The following is a 21,113-nucleotide window of genomic DNA, read 5'->3' on the forward strand; positions in this document are numbered from 1 at the left end:
CCTCTTTCTTGCTGAACTCGTTATCGCACGGCCACGATGGGGAACCTGCGCCCACGGCCAAAAGACTTCTTGGAAACCTTCAACACCGGCGCGGCCTGCTGGCGCTTGTACTCGTTGATCTCGATGAGACGAATGATGCGGCGCACAAGTTCCACGTCCACCTGCTGCTGCGCGGCAATCTCTTCGGCCGAGGTGTAGTCCTCAATGTACGCACGCACGATCGGATCAAGCACGTCATACTCGGGCAGCGAATCGGTGTCCTTCTGCCCGGGTCGCAGCTCCGCGCTCGGCGGCTTGGTCAGCGTCTCTTCCGGGATGATGCGACGCTCGCGATTTGCATAGCGGCTGAGCTTGTAGACCTCAGTCTTGTAGCAGTCCGCGATCACCGCCAGCGCGCCGACCATGTCGCCATAGAGCGTGCAATAGCCCGTCGCCATCTCGCTTTTGTTGCCTGTCGTCAGCACCAATGCACCGGTCTTATTCGAGACCGCCATCAGGATCGTGCCGCGGATGCGCGGCTGCAGATTTTCTTCGGCTAAACCGAACGGCGTACCCGCAAAGAATGGCGTCAGCGAATCCTCAAAGCGGTTGTAAATCTCTTTGACCGGTGCAATCTCGAAGCGAATGCCGAGGTTTTCCGCGAGTTCACGCGCGTCCGTCACCGAGCCCTCCGACGAAAACTCGCTCGGCATACCGATGCCTGTCACATTCTCCGCACCCAGCGCTTCGACCGCGATCGCGGCGACCAGCGCGGAGTCGATGCCGCCGCTCAAGCCCACGAGGGCTTTCGAGAACTTCGACTTGTGCAGGTAATCACGCGTGCCGAGCACCAGCGCATCCCACGTACGTGCAATCTCAGCTTGCTCAGAATCTTCAGCAAACGGAATGGTCTCGCTCGAAGCGGTGTCCACGATCACGAGATCTTCGACAAAGCCATGCGACTGCGCGAGCAACTTGCCTTCCGGGTTGATCGCAAACGAGGCGCCGTCGAATACCAATGAATCGTTCGCGCCGACCTGGTTCACCATCACCACCGTGGCGCGATGCCGCTTCGCCAGCGCGCCGATCATGCGATAGCGCACCTCGCATTTGTCGTGCCAGTAAGGCGAGGCAGAGATGTTCAGGATGATGCGGTTGCCGCTGAGAGGCTGCGGCAGCACGGCCCACTGCTTCATCAGTTCTTCGATCGGATCGACAGGATACTGCTGACGCGGCCAAAACATCTTGTCGTTCCAGGCGTCTTCGCAGATGCTGATCGCCACCGGCTGGCCCTTGATCATCGTGAGCCCCTGCTGTTGCGCGGGCTCGAAATAACGCTGCTCATCGAAGACGTCGTAGAACGGCAGCAGCATCTTCGTCTGCACGAACTGCACCTGGCCACCATCGCAAACCACCGCCACGTTGCGTACATGCTTCTCGCCGGGCCGATCGCAGCGCATCACTGCGCCGCACAGAATCGCAGGCTTGCCGTCGCCGCGCGTCACCTCCGCCACGCGCAACAGCGTCTCTTCCGTGCGCGCGATGAAGGACTCTTTCTCGAGCAGGTCGGCTGGCCAGTAGCCGCAGACGGCAAGCTCGGGAAACATCACCAGCTCGACGCCGGCAGCTGTGGCGCGCTCGTAAAAGCTCGCGATTTTCCCGTAATTTCCGTCGAAGTCCCCAACTGTGGGGTTGATCTGAGCAAGCGCAATTCGCACGTGTCTAGTCTAAACGCTTAGCTGCCGCTACCCGAAAGCACCACGCCGATCGTGCGGGCCAGAATGCGCAAATCGAGCATCAGGTTCCAGTTCTCGACGTACGCGGTGTCCAGCGAAATGTAGCTGTCAAAGGACGGGTCCTGCCGCGCTTCCACCTGCCACAATCCGGTCATGCCGGGCAGCACGTCAAGACGCTTCAGGTGCGAGATCTCGTACTTCGCGACCTCCGACGCCAACGGCGGACGCGGCCCGACGAGACTCATGTCGCCGCGCAGGACGTTGAACAACTGCGGCAACTCGTCCAGCGAGTACTTACGGAGACGCGCGCCAACCTTCGTCACGCGCGGATCATTCGTGATCTTGAACAGCACGTCATTGCGCTCGTTCAGATGCGCCAGATCTTCCTTGATCTTGTCTGCGTTCGTGACCATCGAACGGAACTTGAAGCAGCGGAACATGCGGCCCTTGCGGCCTATACGCACAGCGCGGTAGAGCACCGGGCCCTTGGAGTCGAGGCGCACCATGATCACAATGGCCAACAGGATCGGCGAAAGCACGATGAGCAGAAGCGTCGACAGCACGACATCCAGGATGCGCTTCATCATGTACGCGCCGCGCGGAAAATCGCCGCGGTGCAGCGGGATCGTCGGGAACTGACCGATGAACTCGACCGGCGCGTTCCACGCCAGGCCGTCGTAGAGATCGGGCACTACGCGCACGTCAATGCCCTGTGCGCGCGCTTCCTCAACGACACCCACGACGATCTTCTTGTCCGCAGGCGTGGAGAAAAAGATTTCGTCCACGAAGAGAGTGCGCGCCAACGAAACACACTCCTGCACGTTGCCGATCACATTCGGGTCGGCCGAACTCTCTCCAACATCAGAGAGCGAGATGAACCCCTTGAAACGGAAACCCATATGCGGCAGCGCTTCAAGATGGTTGCGCAAAGCCTGCCCCACGCGCCCGCTGCCGACGATCAGCACGTTGCGCGTCTCAATGCCTTCCAGGAACTGCCGCTGCCGCAGCTTGCGCCAGATGCCGCGCCGCAGCGCGATGAGGAACACCGTGAACAGAACGGTGTAGATCACCAGCAGGCGCGAGACTTCATACGCGTGCAGCATGTACAGCGTGCCCAGAAAGAGCAGCCCAGCGACCAGCGTCGTCTGGAAAACCATGCGCTGCTCGTGCAGTCCGCTGGTGTTGCTGTTCGCACGATAAAGCCCGTAGATACGCGCGAAGATCAGGAAGTAGAGGATGAAAATCGTCAGATACGAAAGCTGTGCGACCGGCGAGTGCGAGATGTCGTGCAGCCAACCATGCTCCGGCACAGGCGCACCACTTACGCGAAAGCGAAACCCCAGCAACGCCGCCACGAGGATGCTGAGCGTGTCCAACAACGCCCACGCAAAACTTGTCGCAGAGAACTTAAGACTGGCCTCTCCGCGCGCGCCCGAAGTCGCACGTCGTCTCCGGTTGGAAACAACGACCTGCTCGAGATAATCGGGGGTGGTCATCTGCGTTTCAACTCCTGCACCCGAATTGTCTGCGAGCTGGGAAGAACGAGCAGCGATCACAAAAGCGGGGCTTGCTGTTGACTTCAGGCTAACATGCGGCATTCCGCGGGTTAGCAGGAAATCAGTAGGGCAGCACTAACTCGTCCAGTGCCAGAAATTCACGAAGAATGGGGTCTTCGCTCGCGCGCATCTCGGCCATCGTGCCAAAAAAGCGTGCCCTTCCTTCATGCAGAAACACCACGCGGTCGGCAAGGTTCTCTGCAAAGCGAGTGTCATGCGTCACGACAATGCTGGTGAGATGCAACTGCTGCTTCAGACGCTGGATCAGGTCTCCGAGCAGCTGCCCCATCAGCGGGTCGACCATCGTCGTCGGCTCGTCGTAGAGCACCGCCGTGGGTTGCGCGGCCAGTGCGCGAGCGATCGCCACCGACCGCTTCATGCCCGTCGAAAGGTCACTGGGCAGCTTATCTTCCATGCCCGCCACGCCGACCATCTCCAGCAGGCCTTTGACAACCTGCAGCATCTCTTCTTCGCTCATACCACCGCGCTCGCGCAGCGGAAACGCGACGTTCTCCCCAACGGTGATGGAGTCAAAGAGCGCGCCGTTCTGGAAGACCATCGTGACCTTGCGACGCACCTCCTGCATCTGCCGCTCGTTGAAGCCAGCGATGTCCTGCCCTGCGACGAGCACCGTTCCGCTGTCGGGCTTCAGAAAACCCATCAGAATCTGCAGCGACACCGACTTGCCGACGCCCGAACGCCCCAGGATGCAGAGCGTCTCACCTGCATTGACGAAGAAATTCACGTCGTCGAGTACGACGAACTCGCCGAAAGATTTGTGCACATGCTGGAACGCGATGTACGGCCCTACGACGCTGCCCGCCTGCGCCTTGGCTTCCTGCGCGCCCTCTTCCACATGCTCGGCCACCTCGCCGAGAAATGCTTCCATCGTCGGGGCAACGTCCGGCGTCAACTCGGCGACGAGCGGTTCTTCCGCGTCGTGCCGGGGAGCCTCATGGGAGTCGGGGGTATGCGCCATGCTCTTTAGTATGACGCAGCTTCAGCCGCCGCGAGTTCCTCAGGCGTGTTAAGATTCCGGAACCACTCTGCCGCGCGCGCGTCTTCCACGCGGTAGACGTACACTTCGCCAAGCTGATCGAGCACGCGCATCAACCGACGCTCCCCCGATTCCAGCAAGCTCTGCAGCTTTGGAGCGTGGTTGCGACGCACCATGCAGAACGCAGGCTGCATCGCCTCTGCAAACAACACGCTGACGCCATCCTGTGCCATCACCAGCGCTTGCTGCGCCCATGTATGCAGCAACTCCGCTGGAACGAAAGGCGCATCGACAGGGATGAACAAAGCCCACTCCTGCAAGGCCGTGCTGACACCGGCCTCCACCCCCGCTGCGGGGCCACAACCGGTGCGTTGCTCATGCGCTACCGGCGCAAAAGCCGCGAGGTCGTCTCGGTTTCCAACGACCGAGACGACCTCACAGACTTCCTTCAACTTATCGATGGCGATCTCCGCCATCGGTTGCCCGCGAAACACGAGCATGGCCTTGTCCTGCCCCATGCGTGAACTCTGCCCACCCACCAGCACAAAGCCGTGAAGAGGCAAACGCTCGGCGACCATGAGCTACTCTCCGACCTTCTCGAAGAAGCGGATGATCGATGCGATGCCGCGATGGAAGTTCGGCAAATGGAACTTCTCATTCGGCGCGTGCAGATTGTCATCCGGCAAACCGAAGCCCATCATCACCGTCGGAATACCCAGCTCGCGCACGAAGTCGCCGACGATAGGAATCGAGCCGCCGCCGCGTACATATACGGTGTCCTTGCCCCATACATCCTTCATCGCCGCAGCCGCTGCGTGAATGTAGTCGTTGTCCGTCGATACCACGATCGGCTCGCCGAAGTGAATCATGCGAACCTCTGCGGTCACGCCCTTCGGCATGTTCTCTTCCACAAACTTCTTGTACTTTTCGAAGGTCTCCGCAGGCTTCATGCCCGGCACCAGGCGGAAGCTGATCTTCGCCACAGCCTTCGCCGGGATCACCGTCTTCGCACCCGCGCCAATGAAGCCTCCGGGCATGCCGTGCACGTCCATCGTCGGGCGCGACCACGTGCGCTCAAGCACGCTGAACGCCTCTTCACCGGTCAACGCAGGCGAGCCCACTTCGGTCTTGCGATAGTGCTCTTCGTCGAACGGCAGCGAACGCCACGCGTCGAGTTCGGCCTTCGTCGGCGCTTCCACGTTGTCGTAGAAACCGGGGATCGCGATGTGGCCGTCGGCGCGCTTCATCAGCGCGATGATCTGCGCCAGCGCGATGAACGGATTCGGCGCCGCGCCGCCGTACATGCCCGAGTGTAGATCGGTCATCGCGCCACGCACTTCAAGTTCGGCGTAGATCATGCCGCGCAGGCCAACGCACAACGTCGGCAACTCCGGCGCAAACATCTCGGTGTCAGAAACGAGCGCCGCGTCGGCCTTCAGCACATCGCCATGCTCACGCACGAACGCAGCGATGCCCTCGCCACCAACCTCTTCTTCGCCTTCGACGATGACCTTGATGTTCACCGGCAGCGTGCCGTCCGCTTTAAGCAACGACTCAAGCGCCTTCACATGCATCCAGAGCTGGCCCTTGTCGTCCACCGCACCACGCGCGTAGATGTTGCCGTCGCGCTCAGTCGGCTCGAACGGCGGCGTCTTCCACTCGTCCAAAGGCTCAGCGGGTTGAACGTCGTAATGCCCGTAGCAAAGCACCGTCGGTTTACCCGGCGCGTTGAGCCAATCCGCATACACCAGCGGATGTCCCTTGCGCTCACTCGTGGTCGTCTCGATGAGCTTCACATTCTGCAAGCCCGCGGCGGTCAAATGATCCGCCACAAACTGCGCAGCCTTGCGCACATCCTCCACATGCTCCGGCGCCGTCGAAACCGACGGAATCCGCAGCAGGTCCTTCAACTCATCGACAAATCGCGCGCCATTCTGCTGCGCGTATTGCGTCGCTTTCTCACTCATCACAAACTCCTGAACCACTGGAACTCTGGAATCTCAACTCTGGCAATCTGATGTGCGCGCAGCTTACGACAGCGGCGCAGTCACCACAGGAGCCGCAACCTTCGGACGCTTGTAGAACGGCGTCGGCACCACAACGGCCTTAACCGGCTGATTGCGAATCTCCACAAACACTCCCGTGCCCACCTCAGCGAACTCCACCGGCACATACGCAAGCGCGATGTTCTTCTTGAGGAACGGCGCGGGCGAACCCGAGGTCACTTCGCCAATTACCAGACCCTCCGCCGAGCGCACCGGATACATATCGCGACCGATGCCACGCTCTACCATCTCCAGGCCGACGAGCTTGCGCTTCGGTCCGCCTGCTTCCTGCACCTTCAGCAGAGCGTCGCGGCCGACGAAGTCTGTGCCCTTATCGAGCTTGCAGTAACGACCAAGGTTGGCCTCAAACACATTGATCGTATCCGAGATTTCGTGGCCGTAGAGAGCCATCGCCGACTCCAGACGCAGCGTGTTGCGCGCGCCCAGGCCACACGGCTGAATGCCGAATTCTTTGCCTGCTTCGAGCACCTCCGCCCACACGCGCGAGCTCGTCGGCTCATCGCTCGGCACGTAGATCTCGAAGCCATCCTCGCCGGTGTAGCCGGTGCGCGCGATCAGCGTGTTGTGGCAACCGCAGACCGTGCCCCACGTGAACCAGTAGTTCTTGATCGCCTTCAGGTCGACGCCGGTGAGCTTCTGCAGCGTCTCCATGGCGCGCGGTCCCTGGATCGCGATCTGTGTGTAGTAGTCGCTGACGTCGGTGACGTGCACGCCGCTCATGCCGCCGATCACCGAGCGCACCCACTTCACGTCCTTCTCGCGCGTGCCAGCGTTGATGACGATGAGGTAGTCATTCTCGCCGAGCTTGTGTAGCACCACGTCATCGACGAAGGTGCCGTCGGGCGTGAGCATCGCCGAGTAGTGCGCCTGGCCCGTCTGCAGCTTGCTCGCATCGTTCATCAGCAGCTTCTGCACGGCGGCCAGCGAGTTCGGCCCACGCAGCTGAATGTCGCCCATGTGCGAGACGTCGAAGATGCCCACACGTTCACGCACGGCCATGTGCTCGTCGATCAGGCCCGTGTACTGCACGGGCATGTCCCAGCCGCCGAAGTCCACCATGCGCGCCTTGTGCGCGTGGTGCGTGGCGTGGAGAGAGGTCTTGCGAAGAGGAAGTGCGTTTTCGAGCATGGTTTCCATATCGCTCTTAGTGTATGCGCGGAGAGCCACGCAAGCGATACGGCAACGGAGCGATTATCAGCCGCGACGCTCGCGGCGGCGAGCCCGCACAAAGCTGCTCACCGCAAAGTACGCAAAGAGCGCAAACAGTACGAGGTGTAGCAGGAATTTCACATGGTCCGGCCCGCCATGCAGTGAGCCCCGCAGCTTCCAGGCCCCTTGCGCGATGAACGCCGCGATCACTACGAAGAAGAACCCCGTCACCTCCAGCCAAAGCACGCTGGAGAAGCGACGAATTGGTGCAGCCATGCCCTTCGCAGCACCTTTGCCGCCAGCCATCACGGCGCGCCTGGCCTGCGTCTTCGTCTCGGACACGTGGCGGTGCGCTTCAATCACCTTCTCGACCACAGGCTGCGCCGAGCTACGCACATCTGCGCGAGGATCGGGCGAAGCAGCAGCGTCAGCGGCTTCCATCAGCGACTTCGCCGATGCCCGCACCCCGCGCCCTAACGCCCTTCCAAAGCGAACCTTATCCACGTCCAACAGTGTAGCCGCCCTAGCGCGAGCCGCGCTCGCCGCCGCCTGCGGTCAGCGAGTCATGCTCGGCCTCGACCGCGCCCTTGTTCACACGCATCTTCACCTTCAGCGCAATTGCCTCGGGCGTTTCCTTGTCGAGGTTCAGCCCCGTCGGATCAAACTGCGGCTTCGGCATCTTCATCTTCAGCGACTGCATCGTCTCGAGCAGCACCTTCGACACCGCCACATCGCGATACCACTTATGGTCCGCCGGAATCACGAACCACGGCGCATGTTTCTTCGATGTGTGGCGCAAGATGTCTTCATACGCCTCGACGTATCCGTCCCAGTACAGGCGCTCTGAGAAGTCCGAAGGCGACAGCTTCCAGTGCTTCTCCGGCGTATCGATGCGCGCCTGCAGGCGCTCCGTCTGCTCCTCCTGCGAAATATGCAGGAAGAACTTCAGCACCACCGTGCCGTTCTCGACGAGCATCTGTTCCCAGTCGTTGATCTGCTGCATTCGCTCGCGCGCCGTCTTCTTCGTGATCTGCCCATGCACTCGCGGCGAGAGCACATCCTCATAGTGCGAGCGGTTGAAGATGCCGATGATGCCGCGCGCGGGCACCTGCTGATGGCAGCGCCAGAGGAAGTCATGCCGCTGCTCAATCGGCGTCGGCACCTTGAACGAGGCCACATCGCAGCCCTGCGGGTTTATACCCGAGAAGATGTGGCGAATCGTGCCATCCTTGCCCGCCGTGTCCATGCCCTGCAGCACGACCAGGATCGAATTTTGCTGCGTCGCGTAGAAGATCTCCTGCAGGTCTTCCAGCTGCTTGCGATGCTGCTTCACCACATCGCTGGCGGCGTGCTCATCCTTCACACCCGTGTGAATCTTCGTGCGCAGCGATCCGAGCTTCACCTTGTCATGCGGCTTTACGAGAAACGACGATGCAATCTTCATCTTCACTCCGATGCTCAAACACCGGCCAAAGTTCCAAAGAGCGGGCGATCTTCGGCGGCTTCTGCGCCTTCCGCGAGCATACAAGACTCCTGCCGACGAAACCCCGCGTGTATGCTGGCGTCACCACTTCTCAGGAGTTTTTATGCGCCACCCTCTTCGTACAGCTTTGGCCTTCACCGGCATCGCGCTGAGCCTCATCGCCATGCCGCGCGCCCGCGCTGCAGAACCCGGCAGCGCCAACGCGATCTTCGAGCACGCACGCACCGAAGCCAGCGCCGGACACAAGAACGTGCTGCTCGTCTTCTCAGCTTCGTGGTGTGGTCCCTGCAAGCTCTACGAGCGCTTCCTCGACGATCCGAAGATGAAGGCGATCACCGAGAAGGGCTACGTCGTCGAGCGCATCGATGTCGGCGAGCGCGCCGATGACACCAAACACACCAATACTCCCGGCGGCGAAAAGCTGCGCTCGCAACTCGGCGCCGCAGCCGAACCGGGCTTCCCGTTCCTCATCGTCACCGACGCCGCCGGCAAGCCGCTCGTGAACTCCTACCTGAAGGGCGACAAGAGCAACAACATCGGCTACCCCGTCCTGCCCGCCGAGATCGATTGGTACATCGCGATGCTCCAGCAGACAGCACCGTCGCTTTCACCGCAGGACCTCGCGGACACGCGCGCTTATCTTGAGGGCATCGCCAGGCGCATCCACCACTAGACGCAACAAAGGCACTAGACGCAACAAAGGGCTTCTGCAGATCGCAGAAGCCCTTCGACGTTTCAAGCGATTACTTCTCCTTGCTAGGATCGCCGCCGGGATTCCACTTCGGCACGAAATCACTCGTCGCCAGCCAGCGGATCGGCTCGACGAAAGACTGAATCGCCGCCGTCATGAACGGCAGGTCGAGGTGCGCGATGTCGTCGTTCGGCTGGTGATACGTGGGCACCGTGCCCCAACCCGCAGCCGTATGCGCCACCACGCCCTTTAGCGCCAACTGATAGTTGTCCGACCGCTCGAAGAAGTGCTGCTCCGGGTAAGGATCGGGCCCGACCAGCGCGCCATGCTCCTTCAGCGTCAGGCCAAGGTTCGAGCGGTCGTAGCCGGTGAAGAGCAGCGTCCCCTTCGGCGTCTTGGGGTCCTGGTTGCCGATCATCTCGAACTCGATGTTGGCCACAAGATCCTTCAGCGGCACAGGCGAGTGCGCGCCGAAGTACAGCGAGCCGTACTCGCCCATCTCCTCGCTGCCGTAGCAGACGAAAAGCACGCTGCGACGCAGCTTCGGCCCTGCCGCCAGCGCGTGCGCAAACTCCATTACAGCGGTCGTTCCGGCAGCGTCATCGTTCGCGCCGTTGTAGATCGCGTCGCCATTCACCGGCTTGCCCGTGCCGAGATGGTCCAGATGCGCGGTCAGCAGAATCGTTCCCGCCTTCGGGTCCGAGCCTGGCAGATAGCCGATCGCATTGAAGGTCTCCATCTTCGCCGGGGCCATCTCCTTCGCGCTCAGCGTCACCACCGTGCCTGCAGCCACGCCATCCAGCGCCGCGGACTTCAACGCCAACGCTGCGGCCTGGGCACGCTCGGGCTTCACGCCTTCGAGATGCATCCCGACCTTCGTCTGGCTGCCGAGCACGCCGTACAGCCCCTCGACGCCTTCACCCTGCAGCAACACCGCCGCCGCGCCCGCGCGCCTGGCCGCCGTATACGCGCCGAAGCCCTTGCCAGGATCGCCCGCCACGCCCGTCACCAGCACGATAGAGCCGCGCTCAAACTTCGTCGTCTTCAGCTCCGTGATCGGCACGCGCACGAGCTTGCCGCTCAGGTCGCTGCCTCCGTACACCAGCAGGTCGAAGTCCTTGCCCTCACTCACCGACACACTGCCCGCGCTCAGCGTCGCGTGGCCGTCGAGCCTCGGCGAAATCAGCGTCGCCATCTGCAGATAGCTCGACATGCCCGGCGCGTGCTGCAGCCCGTAGCCCTCAAACTCGCTGGCAACATACGTCGCCGCAATCTGCTCGTCGCGCGTGGCGGAGCCGCGCCCGGCCATCACATCGCTGGCCAGAAACTCCTCATGCGCCTTCACCCACTCGGGCTTCACCGTCCACGCAGCCTGCTGCGCCGTCATCGGCAACGCCATCGCCAACACGCACGCCGCCACACCCCCACGAACCACTCGCTTCATTCCTCGTACTCCTTGGATTCAGCAACATGCTAACGCTTTCGGTCGCGCGGGAAACGAAGTTCCGGCCCCAAAGCGACGAACCGCCCCATTTTTGCGTCTAAAATGGAAGCCATCGATGCGTTTGCGCGTTCGCCAACTCGCTTGCCTCCTCTTCCTCCTCGCCAGCATCACGGCAGCGGCAGGAGACAACAGCCGTCATACGACCGCTGAGTTCGCCCCGCGCTATGTGGCCGTGCTGCAGGAGTTGCACGCCCGCAACCTTCGCATGTTGGCCTCTGCAGGCGAGCCCGACGAAGCTTCCCACGTTCGCCCCACAGCGCTCGACGCCCGCGAGCACGCCGCGCTCGACACAAGCTGGCCCATGATGCCAGCCGCCGCGCACACCAGCGCCATCGTCGCGCGCATCGCGGCCTAAGCGACCACCCCGTCGCACCTCCCTGATTTTCGATTTCCATATCCGCAGTGCGTCTGTGCGTCAGACAGCCTGCCCATCCCGCTAGGACAAACGACCGTGTTCAACAAGACCCTCGCCAAAGTGTTTGGCACCTCCAACGAGCGCGCTGTAAAGCGCCTGATGCCCGTTCTCGCACAGATCAACGGCTACGAAGAGTCGCTCAAGCAGCTCACCGACGAGCAGCTTCGCGGCAAGACTTATGAGTTCCAGCAGCGCATCGAAGCCGCTCGCGCCGGACTCGAAGACGCCGAGCAGATCAAGGCCGCTGAGCAGAAGGCGCTGGACGAGATCATGCCCGAGGCCTTCGCCGTCGTGCGCGAAGGCTCGCGCCGCATCATCGGCATGCGCCACTACGACGTGCAGATGATCGGTGGCATGGTGCTGCACTCCGGCAAGATCGCCGAAATGCGTACCGGTGAAGGTAAGACCCTCGTCGCCACGCTGCCCTGCTACCTGAACGCGCTCGCCGGCAAGGGCGTGCATGTGGTCACGGTGAACGACTACCTCGCCAAGCGCGACGCCGAGTGGATGGGCAAGGTCTACGGCTTCCTCGGGCTGTCCGTAGGTGTGATCACCCACGAGCTCGATGACAACGAGCGCAAGAACGCCTATCAGTGCGACATCACCTACGGCACGAACAACGAGCTCGGCTTCGATTACCTGCGCGACAACATGAAGTTCGAGCTCGGCCAGATGGTGCAGCGCGGACAGTACTACTGCATCGTCGACGAAGTCGACTCCATCCTCATCGATGAAGCGCGTACCCCGCTCATCATCTCCGGCCCGACCGACAAGACGACCGACAAGTACGGGATCGCGAACACGATTATCCCGCAGCTGGAAGAAGGCGAACTCGTCGAGACGCTCGAGACCAAGACCTGGTCCGGCGACTACGTTGTGGACGAAAAGGCACGCGCCGTGACCGTGACCGACGAAGGCTGGGAGAAGGTCGAAAAGCTGCTCGGCATCGGCAACATCGCTGACCCGGAAAACTGGGACATGAAGCACCACGTCGAGACGGCGATCAAGGCTCACTCGCTGTACAAGCGCGACGTCGAATACGTTGTGAAGGACGGCGAAGTCATCATCGTCGACACCTTCACCGGTCGTCTGATGCCGGGTCGCCGCTGGTCCGATGGCCTGCACCAGGCCGTGGAAGCCAAGGAAGGCGTGGAAGTCCGCAAGGAAGACCAGACGCTCGCGACGATCACCTTCCAGAACTACTTCCGCCTCTACGCAAAGCTCTCCGGCATGACCGGTACGGCCGAAACGGAAGCCACCGAGTTCCACTCGATCTACAAGCTCGACATCGTCGTCATCCCGACCAACCGCGGGATGCAGCGCATCGAGCACCCGGACGTCGTCTACCGCACCGCGAAGGAAAAGTACTTCGCCGTCGCCGACGAAATCGAGAAGCTCCACGCCGAGAAGCGCCCTGTGCTGGTCGGCACCACGAGCATCGAAAAGTCGGAATTACTCTCGCAGATCCTGCAGCACAAGGGCGTGCGCCACGTCGTGCTGAACGCGAAGTTCCACGAGAAGGAAGCGGAGATTGTCGCGCAGGCCGGCCGTCTGGGCATGGTCACCATCGCCACCAACATGGCGGGCCGCGGTACCGACATTCTGCTCGGCGGCAACGCTGAGTTCATGGCGCGCCAGGACCTCGTGAAGCGCAACATCGCAAAGGCTCTCGCAGTCGTGGAAGGCGAGATCACCCCGAACGCGGCTCCCGGCTTCGTGCGCTTCCTGTATCAGTCGCAGGAGTTCGAGGTAGCTGAACCGCAGTACAACGAAGTGATCGCAGCGCATCAGGCTGCGACGAAGATCGAGCATGATGCCGTGATCGCCGCTGGCGGTCTGCACATCCTCGGCACCGAGCGCCATGAATCGCGCCGCGTCGACAACCAGCTTCGCGGACGTGCTGGACGTCAGGGGGACCCCGGTTCTTCGCGCTTCTTCCTCTCGCTCGAAGACGATCTCATGCGCATCTTTGCGCGCGAGTGGGTCTCCACGCTGCTGCAGTCCCTCGGCATGGAAGAAGGCGTGCCGATCGAGAGCAAGATGATCTCGCGCCGCATCGAAGCCGCGCAGAAGGCCGTCGAATCGCAGAACTTCGAAAGCCGCAAGCACGTGCTCGAGTACGACGACGTGATGAACAAGCAGCGCGAAGCTGTTTACTCACTGCGCCGCCAGCTCATGGAAGGCGTCGACCAGAAGGAGCTCATCACCGAGCACTACACGGCGACGATCCTCTCCGGGCTGATGGAGCAGAACATTCCGCTGCAGTCGCGCCCCGAGCAGTGGAACACCGAGGGCCTCTATAGCGGTGTCGAAGATGTCTTCGGCGTGAAGCTGGCAAGCGAAGTACCGAACGTCACCGACCTCAGCCGTCACGACCTCGGCGAAGCCATCTTCAACCTGCTCGGCAGCAAGTACAGCGTGAAGGAGCAGATCCTCGGACCGGACACGATGCGCTATCACGAACGCGTGGTGATGCTCAGCGTGCTCGACCAGCTCTGGAAGGACCACCTGCTGAACATGGACCACCTCAAGGAGGGCATCGGCCTCCGTGGTTATGCGCAGCAGGACCCGCTCGTGGCCTACAAGAAGGAAAGCTTCGAGATGTTCGAGCAGATGATGCTCGCCTTCCAGGAGCAGACCGCACGTCACCTCTTCCGCATGCAGATCCTCGCTCCCGATGGCACGCCGATCGAGTCCGCCGAGCAGTTCCAGGCTCTGCAGGCAGCGATGGCCGCAGCTCAGCAGGCAGCCTACGATGCGCAGATGGCCCAGCAGCAGCAACTCGCCGCCGCAGCCGCCGCGCAACAGCAGCTTCCCGCACAGTTCTCGCATCAGGCCTTCGGCACACCGCAGCAGCGCACTTCGATCGACGCCATGGAGCGCGAGTTCGAGGAGCGTAAGGCTCGCGAACTCGGCATGGCTCGCGAAGAAGGTGCGGTCGCCGGCACCTCGGACCCGAGCCCGAAGCCCGCGCAACCCGAGGTTGGCCGCAACGACCTCTGCCCCTGCGGCTCCGGCAAGAAGTACAAGAAGTGCCACGGAGCGAATGTGTAATGCGTGCCTCCGCACAAACCCAAACAGCCGCATGGACTCGTTCCCTGCGGCTGTTTTTTTGCCTCTGCGCCATCGCCGCTACAGCCCACGCGCAGAAGCTCACCATCACCCTCGTCGGCACCGGTGGACCGGAACTCACGCCCGACCGCAGCGGCATTGCCACGCTGGTGCGAAGCGGCGACGACACGCTGCTGATCGACGCAGGACGCAACACGCTCGATAACCTCTACCGTGCGGGCATCGACCCGAACACGGTCAAGACGCTCCTGCTCACGCATCTGCACAGCGACCACATCAGCGGCCTGCCCGACCTCTGGATCACGCCGTGGTTCCTGCTCCACCGCACAGGTGGACTCACGATCTACGGACCTCGCGGCACGCAGCAGATGGTAAACGGCATGAGAGCCATGTACACGCATGACCTGGTCGCCCGCGCCAATCCAACCGCTCTGGTCCGCGACCTCGACATCCACGTCATAGAACTCGAGGACGCAGCCGACTTCCAGATCAACGGCTTCTCCGTTCGCGCCAAAACCGTGCAGCACGCCGACGGCAATCCCGCGTTCGCCTTCCTGATTCGCAACGGATCCCACTCGGTGTTTCTCACGGGCGACTGCACGCTCACGCCCGAGTTGCTGCAGGCCGCTCCTCGCGTGGACGTCTTGATCGCGAACGTCGCTGCCGGAACTCCGGCGCAGGAGGGCCTGGCGCAGTGGAAGCCGGTGTTTGCGAAGCTGCTGACCGTCGCCCAGGCCGCGCAACTGTTCAGCGCTTCGAAGCCCGGGCTGGCCGTGTACTCGCATATCGTCACCAAGGGCCGCGTTCCGGATGCGACGCTGATCGAGCGCACCCGGAAGGCGGGCTACCAGGGTCGCCTCCTCGTGGGGCGCGATGCCACGCGCATCACGTTGGACCACGGCATCGATGTCCGGAGAAACCCCGCTCCGACCGGGTCGGAAGACGGCGTGCGCCGGTAAAATGCGGGGGCGCAGCAAACCCTCCCACCCGGCTGGCCATCCTAGATACCGAGTCCTAAGTGTGAACGAAACCGACGCAAACCAGAACGAGCTCGACGACCTGCGTCGTCAACTCGCGTTTATGCAAGAGCGCGAGGAATTGCTGGGGCGCATCAATGGCTCACTGCGATCGCTCACCGACCCCGAAGAGATCGTGCGCCGCGCTGCCACCTTCCTCGGGCAGCACCTGGCGGTGAATCGCTGCGCTTACGCCGACGTCGAAGGCGATCAGAACACTTTCAACCTCTTTGGCGACTACAACCACGGTGTCCCCTCGATGGTGGGACGCTATCGCTTTGAGGACTTCTCGGCGGATTGTCTAGCCGCGATGCGGGCCGGCGAGGCGTTCGTCGTCGAGGACTCCGAGACCGATCCGAGGCTGGCCGACGTGCGGGAAAACTTCCGCGCAGCGCAGATCCGTTCAGTGGTGTGTGTCGGCCTTCTCAAGGCTGGCAAATTCACCGCAGCCATGGCCATCCACTCCATCGAGCCCCGTCGCTGGAGCGAAGAAGAGGTGGAGATCGTTCTCTCCGTCGCCAACCGTTGCTGGGAGTCCATCGAACGCACCCGCACGCTGCGCGAGTTGAAGAAAGAGCGCGAGGAGTTGATCCGGCGCCATAGCGAAATCGACAAGCAGCGCTCCGAGATCGAATCGATCTATCGCACGGCGCCAATCGGCCTCGCGCTCTTCGACCTGGACGACTACCACTACCTCCGCCTGAACGACCGGCAGGCAGCCTTCTTTGGGCTGAAGCCGGAGGACGTTCTGGGCAGGACCTTGATGGAGATGGCCCCGATCCCCGGCCTGCGGGAACTCTTCGATCAGGTCGCGCAGGGTGGCCCCCCCATCGTCAACTTTCCGCTCGAAGGCACGCTGATCAACGATCCCGACGATTTCCGTTACTGGCTGGTCAGCTACTTCCCCGTTCACGACGGCGAAGGCAAGATCACCGGCATCACCGCAGCGTCGCTCGAGATTACGCAGCAGAAGCGCGCCGAGCTTGCACTGATTCGCAACGACAAACTCGCCGCAGTCGGCAGGCTCGCCTCCTCCATCGCGCACGAGATCAATAACCCGCTCGAAGCGGTGACGAACCTGATCTTCCTCGCGGAAACCAGCGAGAGCTTCGATGAGGCTCGCGGCTATCTGCGCAGTGCCGACAGCGAACTCCAGCGCATGTCGCAGATCACCAATCAGACGTTGCGCTTCCATCGCCAACCCACCAGCCCCACGGAGACCACCGCCAACGAGCTGCTGGACACGACGCTGAGCCTCTACCACGGTCGCCTGGTGAACGGCAGCGTTCGCCTGCAGAAGAAGCTGCGCGCCACGGCGGCGATCCAGTGCTTCGAGGGCGAAATCCGGCAGGTACTGGCGAACTTGATCGGCAACGCCATCGACGCCATGCCGAGCGGCGGGACGCTCTGCCTGCGTTCGCGCGAACTAACGCGCGACGACCGACGTTGGCTGCAGATTATGATCGCGGACTCCGGCTCTGGCATCTCCGAGCAGCATCTGCGCCGCATCTTCGAGCCGTTTTTTACGACCAAGGGGGACAGCGGCACGGGCCTGGGGCTGTGGGTGTCGCAGGACATTATGCTGCGCCACGGCGGTAAACTCCTCGTCCGCACCTCTCGCGACCCCAGGCATCATGGCACGGCATTCATTCTCAGCCTGCCCTATGACGCTGTGACGCGCTAGGCGTCTATCCTATTAGGTATGGAACTCGAGATTACCGTCGACGAACTGAAGGCCCAACTGGCCAGCGCGCATCCCCCTCTCGTACTGGACGTACGCGAAGGCTGGGAGTACGAAACCACCCATATTCCTGGCTCCAAGCTGATGCCCATGCAGGAGGTTCCCTCCCGGGCGTTCAATGAACTGGACGAGGACCAGCACATCGCAGTGCTCTGCCACCACGGTGCACGCTCGCTTTCCGTGGCTAACTGGTTGCAACAGCAGGGCTTCAGCAACGCACGCTCCGTAGCGGGCGGAATTGACCTCTGGGCGAAAGTGATTGACCCAAAACTCCCACGTTATTAGTGCGTGAGATGAAAAATGTAGCGGGGTAAGACAGTAACACTGTTTTCCTCCGGTCTCTCCCCCAAACGTATGATGGAGTCTAGAAAACCCTGACGCTACGGTTATGAATAGACATTACTGAGAAGCGACCAATCTAGTGAACAAGCTGGCACTGAAACTGGAACCAATTGAACGCGCGACCGCAAGGCTGCGCAACAAGCCGGCCTCCGGATTGCGCTTTGAGCCAGAACTCGAAGCGATCTTTGACGTGTCGACTCGATATCGTCATGCGCGCCGCCGCTTGTGGCTGGGTTGGACGATTCTCTTCATGTACGACCTGCTGATCCTCAGCGACTTCCGTCATCTGCATTCGAACTTCCGATTTGCACTAGCGGTGCGTCTGCTGGTCACCTTGTGGCTCGCGTTTTCGAGCACGCTGCACTTCCATGCGCGTCGTGTTGTCCGTGAGCTCAATGTGGTGTCGATCGCCATCGCGATCGTCTGCTCCAACCTCATTCTCTATCGCAATCTGTCGCCGGTGCTGTCTTCGGTATCGCAGGTAAACACGCTCGTCGCTCTGCTGATGATCGTCGTGCTGGCGCAGTTGCGCTTTCCCTACGCGGTCTTTGCGACGGCAACGTTGTTCGCGATGCAGTTGTGGTCCATCCACGCCACACACATCATGACGGTTCCGCAGGCGATCTTCACGATCCGTCCCATCGTCGTGGGTGAGCTCTTCATTCTGCTCGCAGGCTTCAGCATGGAGCGCGAAGAACGCCTCAGCTTCCTCTCAGCGCTGCGCGTTGACCTGCAGCGCGAGAAGCTCGTCGCGTTGAACCGCGAGCTTGCCTTGCTCAGCTCGCAGGATTCGCTTTCGGGCCTGGCGAACCGCGCCTCCTTTGATTCCCGCTTCGAAGACCTCTGGAACCAGGCGGTCGAAACCAGCAAGCCACTCTCCGTGGTGCTGTTCGATATCGACCACTTCAAGAACGTCAACGACACGCAGGGACATCTCTACGGGGACGAAGTCATCCGTCGTGTCTCGCAGCTGCTCGTGCAGTCGCTGCGTGGCAAGGAAGACTTCGCCGCACGTTACGGCGGCGAAGAGTTCGTCATCCTTTTGCCCGATACCTCCCATGCCGTCGCACTCAAGGTCGCGCAGCGTATTCGCCGCATGGTGGAGCTCGCAGGTTCGCCTGCGTTCAACGACGACGAGCACGTGCCGAACGCTTTCACCACGCTCAGCGGTGGAGTGGCAACCTACCCCGGCGTTGGTATCGAGCATCGCGATGAGTTGCTGCGGGAAGCTGACGTAGCGCTCTACGCCGCCAAGGATGCTGGCCGCAATCGCATCCACTCCGCTGCCCTGCAGTGGAGCGAGGCCTCCAAGGCGCAGCGTCAGGCCTAGGCGCTAGTCGTTGCCGTTCGCGCGGGGATGGGTCTGCTCATACACTCGCTGCACCTGTCCCACCGTCAGCTGCGTATAGCGTTGTGTTGTCGAGAGGCGCTCATGCCCGAGCATCTCCTGAATCGCTCGCAGGTCGGCTCCCTCTTCCAACATGTGCGTTCCAAACGCATGGCGCAGCGTATGCGGATGAACGTCTGCGGCAAGTCCGCCGTGCACCGCAATGCGCTTCACGATGCGGCCAACACTGCGCGTGGTCAGGCGACACTCTCCGCGCATCCGCGCGTTCAGCAGCAGCGCCCCTGCCTCTACCATCCTGCCCTTGCCTGCACGCTGTAGCCGCTCTGCACGTTGCGGCAGATACTTGCGCAAAGCCTCCGCAGCCGCGTCCCCCAGCGGAACGATGCGTTCCTTGCGGCCTTTACCAAAAACGCGCACAGCGTCATCGCGCCACAGCACGCTATCGAGGTCGAGCCCGCAGAGCTCCGAGTTTCGGATGCCGCAACCGTAGAGCAGTTCGAAGATCACACGATCGCGCTCCGGCCACACAGCCGCTTCTTCCTCGTCGCCCGGCACGTCGAGCGCGCTCTTCGGTGAAGGAGCGGAAAGCGAATCGAGCACTCCATTCACCTCTTCCATGCTCGGCACGCGAGGCAGATGCTTCGGCAGCTTCGGCGTAGAGACCAGCAACGCAGGATTCTGCTCAATCGCTCCGATGCGCGCCTGCCACTTGAACCAGCTACGCACCGCCGCTAGCGCCCGCGCTACGCTCGCCTTCGTCAGGCCACGCTCAAACAGCAAAGCCATATACGTGCGAATGTGCGTGTGCTCCACGCGGCGCACATCGCCGTCCGCCCCAAGCATCTCGGTAAGAAACTCTGCGAACGCACCCACCTCTCGGCGGTACGCGCGCAGCGTATGATCGCTCGCTCCGCGCTCGTCGCGCAGCATCGCCAGGTAGCGTTCCGCAAGCGAAGTGAACGTGCTCATACCGCGGACTCCGACGGAGCACCGCGCCGTGCGCGCGGATGAAATTGACGATGCACCTGCTTTAGCCGATCGATCGCAAGGTGCGTGTACACCTGCGTCGTCGCGATGTCCGCGTGGCCCAGCAGCGTTTGCACCGAGCGCAGGTCTGCGCCGTTCTCCACCATGTGCGTTGCGCAAGAATGCCGCAGCTTATGCGGGCTCGCGTGCGAGTTCAGCGTATGCACAAACTTCCAGACCGTTGTCGCATTCAGCGCGTTGCCGCGTGAGCTCAAGAACAACGCGCGTTGCAATCCGCTCTTCGCCTTCGCGCGCCGCACGAGCTCAGGCCGACCACGCTGTACATACTCTTCCAAGGCGCGCACCGCACGAGCATGAATAGGCACAATGCGTTCCTTGTCACCTTTGCCGCGCACCTGCACACTCTGTACAGCGAGCCGCAGGTCCTCTTCGCGCAGGGTGACAACTTCAGCCACCCGCAAGCCACCGGCATACATCAACTCCAGCATCGCGTGGTCGCGCAGCGCGATGCCATCCGCGTCAGGCATGTTCGCTGCGGCAGCAGTCTTCTGCAGCATCTCGGAGACATCGGCAGCAGGCAGGCTCTTCGGCAACACCTTCCACGCCTTCGGGCTTTCAATATTGATCGTCGGATCATGCGCGATGCGCTTATCCCGCAGTAGCCAGCGATAGAAACCACGCAACGTGCTGAGCTTGCGCGCCACCGAGCGCGACTCCTGCGAGTGTTCGCGGAGGTGCTGCATGAACGCGCTCACGTCATCCTGCTGGGCAGCTATGAGCGTGCGCTCATACTGCTCCAGGAACTCCGCATACATCTCGAGGTCCTTCGCATACGACTTGCACGTCAGCGGACTCAGTCCACGCTCAACGCGCAGATGCATCGCGTACTCCTTCAGCAGCGCGGCGTTGCTCTCCTGGCCCATGTGGCTATTGTCGTCAGCCGCAGGCGCAAACGCCATCCCGCCGAACCATCCGCAGCAACAGCAAAAGGCGCCGAGCTTCGCATCCCCTGCGAAACCCAGCGCCTCTTT

Annotated in this window: 18 protein-coding genes; 7 read left to right on the plus strand and 11 right to left on the minus strand. The window is 61.9% G+C overall.

Features of this window, described 5'->3' with window-relative positions:
* Positions 1–20: 20 nt before the first annotated feature.
* The 8 genes from OHL11_RS09090 to OHL11_RS09125 form a co-directional block, all read right to left on the minus strand.
* A complete protein-coding gene (locus tag OHL11_RS09090) occupies positions 21–1,697 on the minus strand; it encodes an NAD+ synthase (protein WP_263371169.1) in 1,677 nt (558 codons plus the stop codon).
* 17 nt (positions 1,698–1,714) lie between these two features.
* On the minus strand, positions 1,715–3,211 hold the full coding sequence (locus OHL11_RS09095) for a sugar transferase (RefSeq protein ID WP_263371170.1): 1,497 nt from the start codon (positions 3,209–3,211) through the stop codon (positions 1,715–1,717).
* Positions 3,212–3,332: 121 nt separating this feature from the next.
* Positions 3,333–4,250: an ABC transporter ATP-binding protein gene (locus OHL11_RS09100; protein WP_263371171.1), complete on the minus strand. Its 918-nt coding sequence runs from the start codon at positions 4,248–4,250 to the stop codon at positions 3,333–3,335.
* Positions 4,251–4,255: 5 nt separating this feature from the next.
* Positions 4,256–4,846 (minus strand): molybdenum cofactor guanylyltransferase, encoded by a 591-nt coding sequence (mobA, locus tag OHL11_RS09105; protein ID WP_263371172.1) that lies wholly within the window; start codon positions 4,844–4,846, stop codon positions 4,256–4,258.
* A gap of 3 nt (positions 4,847–4,849) precedes the next feature.
* Positions 4,850–6,235, minus strand: coding sequence for a dipeptidase (locus OHL11_RS09110; protein ID WP_263371173.1), 1,386 nt, complete (start codon positions 6,233–6,235; stop codon positions 4,850–4,852).
* Between the two features lie 63 nt (positions 6,236–6,298).
* Complete coding sequence (gene gcvT / locus OHL11_RS09115; RefSeq protein ID WP_263371174.1) at positions 6,299–7,462, minus strand: glycine cleavage system aminomethyltransferase GcvT; 1,164 nt, start codon at positions 7,460–7,462, stop codon at positions 6,299–6,301.
* A 66-nt stretch (positions 7,463–7,528) separates the two neighbouring features.
* On the minus strand, positions 7,529–7,924 hold the full coding sequence (locus OHL11_RS09120) for a hypothetical protein (RefSeq protein WP_263371175.1): 396 nt from the start codon (positions 7,922–7,924) through the stop codon (positions 7,529–7,531).
* An 82-nt stretch (positions 7,925–8,006) separates the two neighbouring features.
* Positions 8,007–8,927, minus strand: a complete 921-nt coding sequence (locus OHL11_RS09125; protein WP_263371176.1) for a polyphosphate kinase 2 family protein — start codon at positions 8,925–8,927, stop codon at positions 8,007–8,009.
* Positions 8,928–9,069: 142 nt separating this feature from the next.
* Between OHL11_RS09125 and OHL11_RS09130 the strand changes: the two genes are divergently transcribed.
* Positions 9,070–9,639 carry a thioredoxin family protein gene (locus tag OHL11_RS09130; RefSeq protein ID WP_263371177.1) on the plus strand — a complete coding sequence of 190 codons (570 nt, stop codon included), beginning with the start codon at positions 9,070–9,072 and terminating at the stop codon, positions 9,637–9,639.
* Between the two features lie 70 nt (positions 9,640–9,709).
* Here OHL11_RS09130 and OHL11_RS09135 read toward each other — a convergent pair whose 3' ends face one another.
* Positions 9,710–11,101, minus strand: a complete 1,392-nt coding sequence (locus OHL11_RS09135; RefSeq protein ID WP_263371178.1) for a M28 family peptidase — start codon at positions 11,099–11,101, stop codon at positions 9,710–9,712.
* 115 nt (positions 11,102–11,216) lie between these two features.
* Between OHL11_RS09135 and OHL11_RS09140 the strand changes: the two genes are divergently transcribed.
* The 6 genes from OHL11_RS09140 to OHL11_RS09165 all read left to right on the plus strand — a co-directional run bounded on the left by OHL11_RS09140 (position 11,217) and on the right by OHL11_RS09165 (position 19,077).
* Positions 11,217–11,516: a hypothetical protein gene (locus OHL11_RS09140; protein WP_263371179.1), complete on the plus strand. Its 300-nt coding sequence runs from the start codon at positions 11,217–11,219 to the stop codon at positions 11,514–11,516.
* 96 nt (positions 11,517–11,612) lie between these two features.
* Positions 11,613–14,630, plus strand: coding sequence for a preprotein translocase subunit SecA (gene secA / locus OHL11_RS09145; protein WP_263371180.1), 3,018 nt, complete (start codon positions 11,613–11,615; stop codon positions 14,628–14,630).
* On the plus strand, positions 14,630–15,607 hold the full coding sequence (locus OHL11_RS09150) for an MBL fold metallo-hydrolase (protein WP_263371181.1): 978 nt from the start codon (positions 14,630–14,632) through the stop codon (positions 15,605–15,607). The genes secA and OHL11_RS09150 overlap by 1 nt, the downstream gene beginning before the upstream one ends.
* A gap of 61 nt (positions 15,608–15,668) precedes the next feature.
* Entirely contained in the window at positions 15,669–17,348 is a 1,680-nt protein-coding gene (locus tag OHL11_RS09155; RefSeq protein WP_263371182.1) for a sensor histidine kinase, read from the plus strand.
* 18 nt (positions 17,349–17,366) lie between these two features.
* A complete protein-coding gene (locus tag OHL11_RS09160; RefSeq protein WP_263371183.1) occupies positions 17,367–17,690 on the plus strand; it encodes a rhodanese-like domain-containing protein in 324 nt (107 codons plus the stop codon).
* Between the two features lie 136 nt (positions 17,691–17,826).
* Positions 17,827–19,077, plus strand: a complete 1,251-nt coding sequence (locus OHL11_RS09165; protein ID WP_263371184.1) for a GGDEF domain-containing protein — start codon at positions 17,827–17,829, stop codon at positions 19,075–19,077.
* 3 nt (positions 19,078–19,080) lie between these two features.
* Here OHL11_RS09165 and OHL11_RS09170 read toward each other — a convergent pair whose 3' ends face one another.
* Both OHL11_RS09170 and OHL11_RS09175 read right to left on the minus strand, forming a co-directional pair.
* Positions 19,081–20,064 carry a tyrosine recombinase XerC gene (locus tag OHL11_RS09170; RefSeq protein WP_263371185.1) on the minus strand — a complete coding sequence of 328 codons (984 nt, stop codon included), beginning with the start codon at positions 20,062–20,064 and terminating at the stop codon, positions 19,081–19,083.
* Positions 20,061–21,041: a tyrosine recombinase gene (locus OHL11_RS09175; protein ID WP_263371186.1), complete on the minus strand. Its 981-nt coding sequence runs from the start codon at positions 21,039–21,041 to the stop codon at positions 20,061–20,063. Before OHL11_RS09175 ends, OHL11_RS09170 begins: the two co-directional genes overlap by 4 nt.
* Between the last annotated feature and the right edge of the window lie 72 nt (positions 21,042–21,113).

The organism is Granulicella cerasi (assembly GCF_025685575.1).
Classification (GTDB): Bacteria; Acidobacteriota; Terriglobia; order Terriglobales; family Acidobacteriaceae; genus Granulicella; species Granulicella cerasi.

Excerpts from the sequence above, each read along its gene's own strand:
- OHL11_RS09110 (WP_263371173.1), bottom strand. The coding sequence starts at position 6,235 with ATGAGTGAGAAAGCGACGCAATACGCGCAGCAGAATGGCGCGCGATTT.
- OHL11_RS09100 (WP_263371171.1), bottom strand. The coding sequence starts at position 4,250 with ATGGCGCATACCCCCGACTCCCATGAGGCTCCCCGGCACGACGCGGAA.
- OHL11_RS09150 (WP_263371181.1), top strand. The coding sequence starts at position 14,630 with ATGCGTGCCTCCGCACAAACCCAAACAGCCGCATGGACTCGTTCCCTG.
- OHL11_RS09175 (WP_263371186.1), bottom strand. The coding sequence starts at position 21,041 with ATGGCGTTTGCGCCTGCGGCTGACGACAATAGCCACATGGGCCAGGAG.
- OHL11_RS09140 (WP_263371179.1), top strand. The coding sequence starts at position 11,217 with ATGCGTTTGCGCGTTCGCCAACTCGCTTGCCTCCTCTTCCTCCTCGCC.
- OHL11_RS09125 (WP_263371176.1), bottom strand. The coding sequence starts at position 8,927 with ATGAAGATTGCATCGTCGTTTCTCGTAAAGCCGCATGACAAGGTGAAG.
- mobA (WP_263371172.1), bottom strand. The coding sequence starts at position 4,846 with ATGGTCGCCGAGCGTTTGCCTCTTCACGGCTTTGTGCTGGTGGGTGGG.
- gcvT (WP_263371174.1), bottom strand. The coding sequence starts at position 7,462 with ATGCTCGAAAACGCACTTCCTCTTCGCAAGACCTCTCTCCACGCCACG.
- OHL11_RS09135 (WP_263371178.1), bottom strand. The coding sequence starts at position 11,101 with ATGAAGCGAGTGGTTCGTGGGGGTGTGGCGGCGTGCGTGTTGGCGATG.
- OHL11_RS09160 (WP_263371183.1), top strand. The coding sequence starts at position 17,367 with ATGGAACTCGAGATTACCGTCGACGAACTGAAGGCCCAACTGGCCAGC.
- OHL11_RS09130 (WP_263371177.1), top strand. The coding sequence starts at position 9,070 with ATGCGCCACCCTCTTCGTACAGCTTTGGCCTTCACCGGCATCGCGCTG.
- OHL11_RS09170 (WP_263371185.1), bottom strand. The coding sequence starts at position 20,064 with ATGAGCACGTTCACTTCGCTTGCGGAACGCTACCTGGCGATGCTGCGC.
- OHL11_RS09120 (WP_263371175.1), bottom strand. The coding sequence starts at position 7,924 with ATGGAAGCCGCTGACGCTGCTGCTTCGCCCGATCCTCGCGCAGATGTG.
- OHL11_RS09095 (WP_263371170.1), bottom strand. The coding sequence starts at position 3,211 with ATGACCACCCCCGATTATCTCGAGCAGGTCGTTGTTTCCAACCGGAGA.